This window comes from Nocardia sp. NPDC050408, from assembly GCF_044458905.1.
GTDB lineage: Bacteria > Actinomycetota > Actinomycetes > Mycobacteriales > Mycobacteriaceae > Nocardia.
Window position 1 is genome coordinate 412,714 of record NZ_JBITIL010000003.1, and the last position, 12,840, is coordinate 425,553.

Sequence of the window (12,840 nt, forward strand, 5' to 3'; positions counted from 1 at the left end):
ACCACCGGGTGTCGGCGGCACCGAAGTGCCGGAAAACGGATGCCTGATCATTACTGCTTGACAGTCTATGTCAAACTGTAACGCATGGTCGAGACGCAACAGCACACCGACGAAATCGGACAGTCCGAGACCGGTGCGGCTGCCGCAAACCTGGGCGAGCCCACGTATGCGGCGGGTATGGTTTGGGACGCCTGGGGCATCCCCGCCGGACACAAGCCGCTCTCGGCTTCGATTCGGGACCTGTTGACGCAGGTATTCGGAGTGTCCGGTGACCCGGTGGCGCGCCGCGATGAGGGCGATGTGCCGCTACGCGAGTCGACGCTGACGCCGACTCAACGGGACGGGTTGGTCGCGGTGGTCGGCGTGGGCAGCATTTCGGTCGACCACCACGATCGGCTGCTGCACGCGGGCGGTAAGAGCACCCCGGACCTGTTGCGTCGTCGCGCCGATGGTCCGCAGGACGCACCCGATGCTGTCGTCTTCCCCGCCGATCACGAGCAGGTACTCGCGGTGCTCGGTTACTGCGCCGACAATGCCATCGCGGTCGTACCCTTCGGCGGCGGCACCAGCGTGGTGGGCGGCGTCGATCCGGTCCGCGGTCGCTTCGACACCGTCATCGCGCTGGATCTGCGCCGCCTGGACGGTATTTCGGAGATCGACCCGGTCAGTGGCACCGCCACGCTCGGCGCGGGACTCACCGGACCCAAGGCTGAGGAACTCCTCGCCGCACATGGACTTTCGCTCGGTCACTTCCCGCAGAGCTTCGAATTCGCCAGTATCGGCGGATTCGCCGCAACCCGGTCCTCCGGTCAGGCATCGGCGGGCTACGGCCGCTTCGACGACATGGTCCAGCATCTCAAGGTCGCAACACCCAGCGGAACCATCGAACTCGGCCGCGCACCCGCCTCCGCCGCAGGCCCGGACCTGCGTGAATTGTTCGTCGGGTCGGAGGGTGCGCTGGGTGTGATCACCGAGGTGACGCTGCGGGTGCATCCGGCCCCGGAAACCATCGGCTACCAGGCCTGGTCGTTTCCGGATTTCGAAACTGGCGCCGCCGCACTGCGTTCAGTGGTGCAGGCGGGTGCCGCGCCCACGGTGCTGCGGTTGTCCGATGAGGTCGAGACCGGAGTGAACCTGGCGCGCTCCGCCGATATCGGCGGCGAGGCGGTGGCCGGTTGTCTGGCCGTCACCACCTTCGAAGGCACCCAGGCGCATGTCGCGGCCCGCGGCGCCGAGGCGGGCGCATTGCTCGCGGCGGGGGGCGGGACTTCGCTGGGACAGACCCCGGCTCAGGAATGGGAGCACGGACGTTTCGCCGCACCCTATATGCGCGATGCACTGCTCGATCACGGTGTGCTGTGCGAAACCCTCGAAACCGCGACCACCTGGTCGAATCTGGCCCAGCTCAAGGCGAAGGTGACTGCGGCACTAACGGATTCACTTGCTGGACAGGGCACCCCGCCGCTGGTCATGTGCCACATCTCGCACACCTATCCGACCGGAGCGTCGCTGTACTTCACCGTCATCGCCAAGCAGTTGGACGATCCGATCGCCCAGTGGCATATCGCGAAACGTGCGGTCGGTGACGCGATCGTGGCCGTGGGCGGCACCATCACCCACCATCACGCGGTCGGCACCGACCACCGCCCCTGGATTCCGGAGGAGATCGGCGATCTCGGCGTGCGCGTACTGCGCGCGGTGAAGCGGGAATTGGACCCCGCGGGCATCCTCAACCCGGGAAAGCTGGTCCCGTGACACAGGCTTCGCGTCCGATGCGTGCGATCACTGTTGTGACCAACCCGCAGTCCGGTGTCGGCAGAGGACACGAGGTGGCCACGGCCGCGCTGGCGCGTTTCGCCGCTCGGGGGGTCGAGGTCACCGAGGTCCGCGCGGCATCGGCCGCCGAATCCGTACGCCAGGTGCGGGATGCGATTACCGGCAGCGCCACGCCGGATGCGGTGGTCTGCATCGGTGGCGACGGATTGATGAATGTCGTGCTGGAAGCCATTGCGCAGACCGGCGTAGCGCTGGGCCTGATACCCGCGGGCACCGGCAATGATCTCGCGCGCGAAATCGGTGTGCCCACTGACGATCCCGTCGCAGCAGCAGACCTGATCCTCGGCGGCCGCACCCGCACCATCGACCTCGGTCGCATCGAATCGCCCTCGCCCGGATTCACTCCCAAGTGGTTCGCCACCGTTACCGGCACCGGATTCGATGCGCGAGTCACCCTGCGCGCCAACGATATGCGCTGGCCCAAGGGTCCACTCCGCTACACCTTCGCCGCACTGGCCGAGATCTCCGGGCGCTTCACCGTGCCGTACCGAATCGAGCTGTCCGGTGTCGTGCCCGGCGCACTCGACAATCCCGATACCGACACTGTCATCGAGACCGATGCCGTCATGGTGGCCATCGGCAATACCCGCACCTACGGCGGAGGCATGCGGGTCTGCCCGGATGCGGTAATGGACGACGGGCTACTGGATCTGACTGTCGTAGGCGCGGTTTCCCGCCTGGATATGCTCCGCATGCTGCCAGCCCTGTCGGCCGGTAAGCGAATCGATCATCCGAAGTCGAAGCAGTATCGCGTCGCCCAGGTGACTCTCACCGCTCCCGGCGCTCCCGCTACCGCCGACGGCGAACCTGCGGGCACTCTTCCCGTAACCCTCCGCGCGGTGCCCGGCGCGCTTACCGTGCTCGTCCCCTGATTCGGCAAGCCGCGAAACCGACCGGGCGTAGGCGGTCGATGGTGGTTCGGCCGAGGACAGCGGTCGACTCCGGTGCGGCAGGGGTGTAACCCCCTCATCGGCCAGCGCGAGCGTCCGGCTGTCTGGGCAGCAGACGCGCCGTCAGGGGCGGAAAAGGTGCCATTGCGGCAGCCGCATATTGAACTCGTCGAGAAGCTGAGAATTGGTTGTGGATTCCGAGCTCGGGCCCGTTTCGGCGGTAAGCTCCACCTGTGGGCGGAGTCTTCGGTGTCCCTCATCCACCGAAGACCCCGCCTTTTCTATGCGCTAGCCCTTTTAGGAGCTCAGCGGGCATCCCACTAGAATGCCGGGGTGACCAGCGCAACCCCTGACAACCCGCGTAATCGTGCCGATGCCCTCCCCAAGAGCTGGGTTCCCAGCGAGGTGGAGGCCGAGATGTACGAGCGCTGGGTAGCGGCTGGTTACTTCGCCGCCGATCCCGCCAGCGATAAGCCCGGTTACTCGATCGTGCTGCCCCCGCCGAACGTCACCGGCAGCCTGCACATGGGCCACGCACTCGACCACACCCTGATGGACACCCTCTCGCGCCGCAAGCGCATGCAGGGTTACGAGGTGCTGTGGCTGCCGGGTATGGACCACGCGGGCATCGCCACCCAGACCATCGTGGAGAAGCAACTCGCGGTGGACGGCAAGACCAAGGAAGACTTCGGCCGCGAGCTGTTCATCGACAAGGTCTGGGACTGGAAGCGCGAATCCGGCGGACAGATCCAGTGGCAGATGCGCGCGCTCGGCGACGGCGTCGACTGGAGCCGCGACCGCTTCACCATGGACGACGGGCTTTCCCGTGCCGTGCAGACCATCTTCAAGCGCCTATACGACGCGGGCCTGATCTACCGGGCCGAGCGCCTGGTCAACTGGTCGCCGGAACTGCGCACCGCCATCTCCGATATCGAGGTCAAATTCGAGGATGTCGAGGGCGAACTGGTTTCGCTGCGCTACGGCTCGCTGAAAGACGATGAGCCGCATGTGATCGTCGCCACCACCCGGGTGGAGACCATGCTCGGCGATACCGCGGTGGCGGTGCATCCGGAGGATCCGCGCTATAAGGATCTGATCGGCAGCACCCTCGAGCATCCGATCACCGGACGCCAGATCCCGATCATCGCCGATGATTACGTCGATCCCGAATTCGGCACCGGCGCAGTGAAGATCACGCCCGCGCATGACCCCAATGACTTCGAGATGGGCCTGCGGCACAACCTGCCGATGCCGAACATCATGGACGAGCGCGCCCGGATTACCGGCACCGGAACCGAATTCGACGGTATGGACCGGTTCGAGGCGCGGGTCAAGGTGCGTGAGCGGCTCGCCGCCGAGGGCCGGATCGCCGCCGAGAAGCGGCCCTATCTGCACAGCGTCGGACATTCCGAGCGCAGCGGCGAGGCGATCGAGCCGCGGCTTTCGATGCAGTGGTGGGTCAAGGTGGAATCGCTGGCCAAGGCCGCCGGTGACGCGGTTCGCAACGGCGACACCGTGATTCACCCGACCAGCCAGGAACCGCGCTGGTTCGAATGGGTCGACAATATGCACGACTGGTGCATCTCGCGGCAGCTGTGGTGGGGCCACCGCATCCCGATCTGGTACGGCCCCGACGGCGAGGTGGTCTGCGTCGGTCCGGACGAGACCGCGCCCGAGGGCTGGGTGCAGGACCCGGATGTGCTCGACACCTGGTTCTCCTCCGGCCTGTGGCCCTTCTCCACCATGGGCTGGCCCGATTCCACCGAGGAGCTCCAGAAGTTCTATCCGACAAGCGTTCTCGTCACCGGTTACGACATCCTGTTCTTCTGGGTGGCCCGAATGATGATGTTCGGCACCTTCGTCTCCGACGATCACGTGCTCACCGCGGGCAAGGGCGGTGCGAAGCAGGTGCCGTTCAAGGATGTGTTCCTGCACGGCCTGATTCGCGATCAGCACGGCAAGAAGATGTCCAAATCCCGCGGTAACGGCATCGACCCGCTGGACTGGATCAACTCCTACGGCGCCGACGCGCTGCGCTTCACCCTGGCGCGCGGTGCGCAGCCCGGCGGTGACCTCTCGGTCGGCGAATCGCATGCCCTCGCCTCACGCAGCTTCGTGACGAAGCTGTTCAACGCCACCAAGTTCGCGCTCATGAACGGTGCGCAGCAGGGCACGCTGCCCGATCGCGCCGAACTCACCGACGCCGACCGCTGGATCGTCGATCGGCTCGAACAGGTTCGCGCCGAGGTGGATTCGGCCTTCGACGCCTACGAATTCGGCAAGGCGTGTGAGGCGCTGTACCACTTCGCCTGGGACGAGCTGTGCGACTGGTATCTGGAACTGTCCAAGGTGCAGTTCGCCGCCGGTGGTTCGCGCGCCGAGTCGACCAGTATCGTGCTCGGCAATGTGCTCGACGCGGTGCTGCGGCTGCTGCATCCGGTTATCCCGTTCGTCACCGAATCGCTGTGGCGGGCGCTGACCAGCGGCGAATCCGTCGTCATCGCCACTTGGCCGCAGGCCACCGGTGTGGCCACGGATGTGACCGCCGCACAACGTATTTCGGATGCGCAGCGCTTGATCACCGAGATCCGTCGCTTCCGCAGCGATCAGGGTCTGGCCGATAAGCAGAAGGTGGCGGCCAAGCTGATCGGCCTGGATACCGCGGGCCTCACCGAACTGCACGATTCGGTGACCAACCTGGCCCGGCTCACCGAGCCCGGCGCCGAATTCGCCGTGACCGCCTCGGTCGAGGTGCGCCTCAGTGTCTCGACCGTGACGGTCGAACTCGACACCTCCGGCGCGGTCGACCTGGATGCCGAACGCCGCCGCCTGGAGAAGGACCTCGCCGCGGCCGAGAAGGAATTGGCAACCACCACAGCCAAACTCGGTAACGAGGCCTTCCTGGCCAAAGCGCCGGACCAGGTGGTCGACAAGATCAAGGGACGTCGCGATGTCGCCGAGGCCGAGGTCGCGCGCATCGGCGCCCGGCTCGCGGAACTGAGCGGCAAATGAACGACGAACCAGAACCCCAGTACGCCGACGACGAAGATCGGAAGCGACGACTCGGATCCGGGCCGTCCCCGGTGGATCTGGCTGAAATGGCGTTGGTCGAGGCGGAATTGGATCGGCGCTGGCCGGAAACCAAGATCGAACCATCGCTGAGCCGCATCGCGACGCTGATGGATCTGCTGGGCTCACCTCAGCAGAGCTATCCGGCCATCCACATCGCGGGCACCAATGGCAAGACCTCGGTGACCCGGATGATCGATGCGCTGCTGACCGCACTGCACCGGCGCACCGGCCGGATCACCAGTCCGCATCTGCAGCTGGCCACCGAGCGGATCAGCATCGATAATGCGCCGATCAGCCCGGCCGAGTACGTGCAGACCTACCGCGAACTGCTGCCCTATATCGAAATGATCGATAAGCAGTCCGCCGCCGCCGACGGTCCGGCGATGAGCAAGTTCGAGGTGCTCACGGGCATGGCCTACGCCGCCTTCGCCGAGGCCCCGGTGGATGTCGCGGTCGTCGAGACCGGTATGGGCGGCCGCTGGGACGCGACCAATGTCATCGACGGACAGGTCGCGGTGATCACCCCGATCGGTCTGGACCACACCGATTTCCTCGGTGACGATCTCGCATCCATCGCGGGGGAGAAGGCCGGGATCATCAAACGGGCTCCGGAGAGCCTGGTGCCGCGCGATACCGTCGCCGTCATCGCCGAGCAGGAACCCGAAGCCATGGATGTGCTGCTGCGCCGGGCGGTCGAGGTCGATGCCGCGGTGGCGCGCGAGGGATCGGAGTTCCGGGTACTGGCCCGCCAGATAGCGGTCGGCGGCCAGCAGCTCGAATTGCAGGGCCTCGGTGGGATTTACGACGAAATCTTCCTGCCGCTGCACGGTGAGCACCAGGCGCGCAATGCGGTGCTCGCGCTGGCGGCTGTCGAGGCGTTCTTCGGCGCGGGTGCTGATCGGCAGCTCGATGTCGAGGCGGTGCGTGCTGGTTTTGCGAGCGTCACGAGTCCCGGCCGGATGGAGCGCATGCGCAATGCCCCGACCATCTTCATCGACGCCGCGCACAATCCGGCGGGCGCGCGCGCACTGGCCGCGACGCTGACCGCGGAATTCGACTTCCGCAAGCTGGTCGGTGTCGTCGCGGTGCTCGGCGACAAGGACGTGGCGGGCATATTGGACGCGCTGGAGCCGATATTCGACGAGATCGTGGTCACCAACAATGGTTCGCCGCGCGCCATGGATGTCGAACGCCTCGCCGACCTCGCCGTGCAGCGCTTCGGTGACGAACGGGTGGTCACCGCCGAGACGCTGCCCGACGCGTTGGAAACGGCCATCGCAATCGCCGAGGAGGTCGGTGATGCGGGCGAGATGGTTTCCGGTGCGGGCGTCGTGGTGACCGGCTCCGTGGTCACTGCCGGTGCGGCGCGCGCCCTATTCGGAAAGGACCCGGCATGAGCCGCACGGTCCGAATGCGGCAGCATGCGTAAGCACGTGGGACCCGCGAATGCCGACAAGGAGACAGCGTGACTGAGCCAACCGGCGACGCCGCCGAGCCCGACCGGGCCGACGGCGAGCCGCGGGTCCCTCAACCCGCCACCGACCCGTGGAAGGGTCTGCGCGGCGTCATGGCCGGCACGCTGATCCTCGAGGCGATCACGGTGCTGCTCGCACTGCCCGTGGTCGGGTCCGTCGGCGGCGGTATCGGCTGGTTCTCCGGCGGCTACCTGGTCGTCCTCGCGCTGGTGATGATCCTCGGCGCCGGATTGCAACGCCGCCCGTGGGCCATCCCGTTCAATCTCGGGCTGCAGGTCCTGTTGATCCTGGGCGTCTTCGTGCACCTGTCCATCGGCGTCATGGGCGTCTTCTTCGCCGTCGTCTGGGGATTCATCCTGGTGCTGCGCGCCGACGTCAAGCGCCGAATGGAACTCGGCCTGCTGCCCAGCCAACGCATCCAGGGCTCTTCCTAGCCGCCGGTTCGGTAACCGGCGGTATCGCCCATTAGGCTGAGCGCCGTGACTGAGCAGACGTTGGTACTCATCAAGCCGGACGGTGTGGCCCGTGGCCTCGTCGGTGAGGTGCTGGCCCGGATCGAGCGCAAGGGCCTGAAGATCGCCGCCCTGGAGCTGAAGCAGGTATCCGACGAGTTGGCGCGTGGCCACTACGCCGAACATGCCGAGAAGCCGTTCTTCGGTTCCTTGATCGAGTTCATCACCTCCGGCCCGGTCGTCGCGGCCATCCTGGAGGGGCCGCGCGCCATTGCGGCCTTCCGTCAGATCGCCGGCGGCACCGATCCGGTCGAGAAGGCCGTCCCGGGCAGCATTCGCGGCGACTTCGCACTGGAGACCCAGGAGAACCTGGTGCACGGCTCCGATTCGCCAGAATCGGCCAAGCGGGAAATCGCGCTCTGGTTTCCCGAGTTCCCCGCCTGATACGAGGCCCTGAGGCGTGAGCTGCGCGAACAGACAGCACAGCCGGCGTCGCCGCGGGACCTAGTCGCGCACCAGCGAGGCTAAGTCGTGCGGCGCTGGCGAGACGTCGCCGCACTGTGTGGGATACTGGGAGTGGTTGCTCACGATACCGACTGTTCGCGCAGGTACGCGGACGATCGGTGCCGGACGGTAACCGGATGACACTGCGGTTCGATGCCGATCATCGCTGCTACGAACAGCTGGCCGCTTGCTGGGGCCGGAGGTTCGCGTCGGCACGCTGGATGAGCGCTCGCGCCGTGGAGTTCAGCCAATAGCCAGGCGCCGCGTGACCAGTTAGCCCGATGACGAACATAATGGTGTTAACCGGGCATGCGGGGCGAGACCACTTGACCTTGCGCCAACCGCGTGAGGTGAACGGACAGTGCCCCCGCGTCGGCCGCGTCACTCCTGCCAGGAGGGACGCGCCCGGGGACCCGAGGAGACTTCGTGGCCGAACAAGAGCCGCTGACAACAACATCACAGGATGCCGAACAATTGCCGGAGCGAATCCGAGTTCACGCGCTTGCCAAGCGGCTGGGAGTAACCAGCAAACGCATCCTGGCCAAGCTCGCCGAGTTGGGTGCCGACGCACGTAGTGCGCAATCGAATGTCGATCGAGCGGTAGCGGAATCTGTCCGCGAAGCGCTCGGCACGGTGGAATCCGAGGCCGTCGAGCCGGATGCCGCCGCGCAAGAACCGGTTGCGGCCGAGCCGGTGGCGCCCGAGCCCGAGCCGGTTGCCGCCGCGCCCGAGGCGGCCGTGCGTGAGCCGGGGCCCATCTTCTCCGCGCCGGACGAAGTGATCGACCAGTCCGGATCGCTGCCAACTGGGGAGCAGCCCGCGGCGCATCAGCCGTCGGTGCAGTTGTTCACCCATTCGGTTCCGCGGGAGCCGCATGTCACGACGCCGGTCGTCTTCGAGGCCGCGGCCGAGGTCGCCGCACCGCTGTTCCTGCCGCCGGACGCCGCGGCCGCCGAGGCGGCGCGTCGGCAGCGTCGGGCCGAGCGCGATAGCCGTCGCGCCGAGGAGACCGCGGTCGAAACCGTCGAGGAAGAGACCGAAACCGCCGAGGACGAGTCGACCGAACAGCAGGGCGACGCGGATCAGCCGCGTCGTCGTCGACGTGGCCGTCGAGGGCGGGGTCGGGGCCGGGGTGAGCAGCACACCGACACCGAAATCGATGGTGAGGACACCGAAGCCACCGACGAGAGCGCCGAGGACGAGCCGGCCGCCGCCAAGAGCGAGGCCGAAGCCGAGCCCAGCGACGACACCGAGACCGAGGACGACGAATCCGGTGTGCCGGAGGGTTCGAGCCGTCGTCGCCGTCGTCGTCGTCGCCGCAAGGTGGCGGGGGACGGCGCCGATAGCGACAGCGCCTCCGATGACGATCCACCGAATACCGTCGTGCACGAGCGTGAGCCGCGCAATAAGAGCCGCAGCCGCGCCACCGTCGACGAGGTGCAGGGCATCACCGGCTCCACCCGGCTCGAGGCCAAGCGGCAGCGGCGGCGCGACGGCCGCGAGGCCGGTCGCCGTCGCCCGCCGATCCTGACCGAGTCGGAGTTCCTGGCCCGCCGCGAGGCGGTGGACCGGGTCATGGTCGTGCGCGAGAAGACCTTCCCGCTCCCGAGCGAAGCGAGGGACAATTCAGCGCAGCATACGACCGCGACCCAGGTCGCGGTGCTCGAGGACAACATCCTCGTCGAGCACTTCGTCACCAATACCGGCTCGGCGTCGATGGTCGGCAATGTCTACCTCGGCAAGGTGCAGAATGTGCTGCCCTCGATGGAGGCGGCCTTCGTCGATATCGGCCGCGGCCGCAACGGTGTGCTCTACGCCGGTGAGGTGAACTGGGAGGCCGCCGGTCTCGGCGGTAAGGAGCGCAAGATCGAGCAGGCGCTCAAGCCCGGCGATCAGGTGCTGGTCCAGGTCTCCAAGGATCCGGTCGGGCACAAGGGCGCCCGGCTGACCACCCAGATCAGCTTGGCCGGACGCTTCCTGGTGTACGTGCCGGGCGGTTCGTCCACCGGTATCAGCCGCAAGCTGCCCGATACCGAGCGCAAGCGACTCAAGGAGATCCTGCGCGATATCGTGCCCGCCGACGCCGGGGTGATCATCCGCACCGCGTCGGAGGGTGTCAGCGAAACCGAACTGGCGCGCGATGTGGAGCGGCTGCAGGCGACCTGGCGCACCATCGAGAAGGCCGCCGAGGTCAAGGACAACGGCTCGCCCAAGACGCTGTACGAAGAGCCGGACCTGTTGGTCAAGGTCATCCGCGACCTGTTCAATGAGGACTTCTCCAAGCTGGTCATCGAGGGTGAGCGGTCTTGGAGCACCGTCGAGAACTACATCCGCACGGTCGCGCCGGACATGCTCGCCCGGGTCGCCCGGCACGAGAACAATGGTGTCGACGTCTTCGAGACCTACCGGATCGATGAGCAACTCGCCAAGGCGCTCGATCGTAAGGTGTGGCTGCCCTCGGGCGGCACCCTGGTGATCGACCGGACCGAGGCGATGACCGTCATCGACGTCAATACCGGCAAGTTCACCGGTGCGGGCGGCAGCAATCTGGAAGAGACGGTCACCAGGAACAACCTGGAGGCGGCCGAGGAGATCGTGCGCCAGATGCGGCTGCGCGATATCGGCGGCATGATCGTTGTCGACTTCATCGATATGGTCCTGGAGTCGAACCGGGATCTGGTGTTGCGCAGGCTGACCGAGGCATTGGGCCGTGACCGCACCCGCCACCAGGTCTCCGAGGTGACCTCGCTCGGCCTGGTGCAGATGACCCGCAAGAAGCTGGGCACCGGCCTGGTCGAGGCGTTCTCGTCGAACTGTGAGCACTGCCACGGTCGGGGCATCATCGTGCACACCTACCCGGTGGAGCTCACCGGCGCCGAGGACAGTGCGCGCGGTGGCCGCGAGACCGGGTCGCGGCGGCGGCGTGGCCGGGACAAGGGTGCGGCACCGAGTGCACCCGCTGCGGCCAGCAATGGCACCGCGCATGTTGTCGAAGACGAGGCGGAGATCGCCGTCAAGCGGGCGCATCCGGTGGCGTTGGCGATGGCGGCGCATCAGTCGGAGGATGCGGCGCACCCGGAGGACGTTGCGGTCGCGGAAGCCGTTGCGGATGTCGTCGCCGCAAGCGATGAGGCGCCGGTCGATGAGGTCGTGGTCTCCGAGTCCGTTGCCGCGGTCGCTGAGGAAGTCGCGGAGGCGGTAGCCGAGGAAGTCGCGGAGGCGGTCGCCGGGGAAGCCGCGGACGCGGAGGTGATGGCCGAGGAGGCCGCTGCGGCTGTATCCGAGGAGTTCGCTGCGTTCGCTGCTCCGATCGATGCTCGGAATTCAGAGTCGACCGCGGTGGCGGATGAAGCGGCTGAGCCCGCGAAAGAGCCGGTCGTGGCATCGGCCAACGGTGTGCCCGAATCCGCACCCCGTTCGACCGGCCGCAGACGTCGCGTCGCGCGTTCGGCCGCCGCACCGGCCGCCGACAGCACCGGCGCGGTGTTCGTGCTGCCGACGGCCGATCAGGGGTCCGCGGGGCCCGTGGTCGACTACACGGCGGATGTGCCGGTCGTGGTGCCGACGCGCAAGCCACGCCGCCGGGCCGTCGGTCGTCCTGCCGGGCCACCGGTGGACGACGTGAACTGATTGCCACGATCCGAAAACCTGGGACCCCCGCCGCATTCCGCGACGGGGGTTCCTGCCTTTCGCGGGCACCGGTTTGGTCGGGGTGGTATCCGTCCTGTAATCTTGGACAGTCGCTGCCCGGCGACAGCGCTTATCTGCGCTGTGTTTGTGACTCGGCTCGAAGCCGAGAGCCATCAGGTTGCTGTGGCGGCGGTGACTACCAGACCAGAGTGCTGTGGTTTCCAGCCGGAGTCATCCGGGCGGGAGCACGCAGCCGCGCGAGCACGAGCCGCGCGCTTTACAGGAAGAAGGGCAGCCGACCGATGGCAACGTACGCGATCGTCAAGACCGGCGGAAAGCAGTACAAGGTCGCGGTCGGTGACCTGGTGAAGGTCGAGAAGATCGAAGGTGCGCCGGGTTCGTCCGTGGCGCTGGCCCCGGTCCTCGTGGTGAACGGCGCCGAGCTGACCACCGATGCGGACAAGCTGGCCAAGGTTTCGGTGGCGGCCGAGGTCGTCGAGCACACCAAGGGCCCGAAGATCCGCATCCACAAGTTCAAGAACAAGACCGGCTACCACAAGCGTCAGGGTCACCGTCAGCCGCTGACGGTCCTCAAGGTCACCGGCATCAAGTAAGCCTCCGCGCTTTCTCGAATTACTTCACAGGAGTTCAGAAATGGCACATAAGAAGGGTGCATCCAGCTCCCGCAACGGTCGCGACTCGAACGCACAGCGACTCGGCGTCAAGCGTTTCGGTGGCCAGGCCGTTTCGGCGGGCGAGATCCTGGTTCGCCAGCGTGGCACGCACTTCCACCCTGGTGTGCTCGTCGGCCGTGGCGGCGACGACACCCTGTTCGCCCTGGCGGCGGGCAAGGTCGAGTTCGGCACCAAGCGTGGCCGCAAGACCGTCAACATCGTGGTTCCGGAGCCGGTCGAGGCCTGACCGCCTCTGCCGATTCCGGAAAAGCTGAGCGGGTCAGGGTGCATTCCCTGGCCCGCTTTT

At 66.8% G+C, this 12,840-nt stretch carries 9 protein-coding genes; all 9 read left to right on the forward strand.

What is annotated here, in order from left to right; translation table 11 throughout:
- Positions 1 to 177 precede the first annotated feature (177 nt).
- Entirely contained in the window at positions 178 to 1,755 is a 1,578-nt protein-coding gene (locus ACIBJI_RS11665) for an FAD-binding oxidoreductase (RefSeq protein ID WP_364339758.1), read from the forward strand.
- Positions 1,752 to 2,708 (forward strand): YegS/Rv2252/BmrU family lipid kinase, encoded by a 957-nt coding sequence (locus ACIBJI_RS11670; protein ID WP_397083973.1) that lies wholly within the window; start codon positions 1,752 to 1,754, stop codon positions 2,706 to 2,708. Before ACIBJI_RS11665 ends, ACIBJI_RS11670 begins: the two co-directional genes overlap by 4 nt.
- A gap of 351 nt (positions 2,709 to 3,059) precedes the next feature.
- Positions 3,060 to 5,738, forward strand: a complete 2,679-nt coding sequence (locus ACIBJI_RS11675; protein WP_397083975.1) for a valine--tRNA ligase — start codon at positions 3,060 to 3,062, stop codon at positions 5,736 to 5,738.
- Between the two features lie 86 nt (positions 5,739 to 5,824).
- Entirely contained in the window at positions 5,825 to 7,195 is a 1,371-nt protein-coding gene (locus ACIBJI_RS11680) for a folylpolyglutamate synthase/dihydrofolate synthase family protein (RefSeq protein WP_364339760.1), read from the forward strand.
- A 170-nt stretch (positions 7,196 to 7,365) separates the two neighbouring features.
- Positions 7,366 to 7,707, forward strand: a complete 342-nt coding sequence (locus ACIBJI_RS11685; protein ID WP_364339763.1) for a DUF4233 domain-containing protein — start codon at positions 7,366 to 7,368, stop codon at positions 7,705 to 7,707.
- Between the two features lie 45 nt (positions 7,708 to 7,752).
- Positions 7,753 to 8,169: a nucleoside-diphosphate kinase gene (gene ndk / locus ACIBJI_RS11690; protein WP_040687718.1), complete on the forward strand. Its 417-nt coding sequence runs from the start codon at positions 7,753 to 7,755 to the stop codon at positions 8,167 to 8,169.
- A 486-nt stretch (positions 8,170 to 8,655) separates the two neighbouring features.
- Positions 8,656 to 11,859, forward strand: a complete 3,204-nt coding sequence (locus ACIBJI_RS11695; protein ID WP_397083977.1) for a translation initiation factor IF-2 N-terminal domain-containing protein — start codon at positions 8,656 to 8,658, stop codon at positions 11,857 to 11,859.
- A gap of 302 nt (positions 11,860 to 12,161) precedes the next feature.
- Positions 12,162 to 12,473 (forward strand): 50S ribosomal protein L21, encoded by a 312-nt coding sequence (gene rplU / locus ACIBJI_RS11700; protein WP_040687720.1) that lies wholly within the window; start codon positions 12,162 to 12,164, stop codon positions 12,471 to 12,473.
- 40 nt (positions 12,474 to 12,513) lie between these two features.
- A complete protein-coding gene (rpmA, locus tag ACIBJI_RS11705) occupies positions 12,514 to 12,780 on the forward strand; it encodes a 50S ribosomal protein L27 (RefSeq protein WP_330253217.1) in 267 nt (88 codons plus the stop codon).
- Positions 12,781 to 12,840 lie beyond the last annotated feature (60 nt).

Coding starts and splice junctions, on each gene's coding strand:
- ACIBJI_RS11665 (WP_364339758.1), top strand. CDS start 178: ATGGTTTGGGACGCCTGGGGCATCCCCGCCGGACACAAGCCGCTCTCG.
- ACIBJI_RS11680 (WP_364339760.1), top strand. CDS start 5,825: ATGGCGTTGGTCGAGGCGGAATTGGATCGGCGCTGGCCGGAAACCAAG.
- ACIBJI_RS11685 (WP_364339763.1), top strand. CDS start 7,366: ATGGCCGGCACGCTGATCCTCGAGGCGATCACGGTGCTGCTCGCACTG.
- rplU (WP_040687720.1), top strand. CDS start 12,162: ATGGCAACGTACGCGATCGTCAAGACCGGCGGAAAGCAGTACAAGGTC.
- rpmA (WP_330253217.1), top strand. CDS start 12,514: ATGGCACATAAGAAGGGTGCATCCAGCTCCCGCAACGGTCGCGACTCG.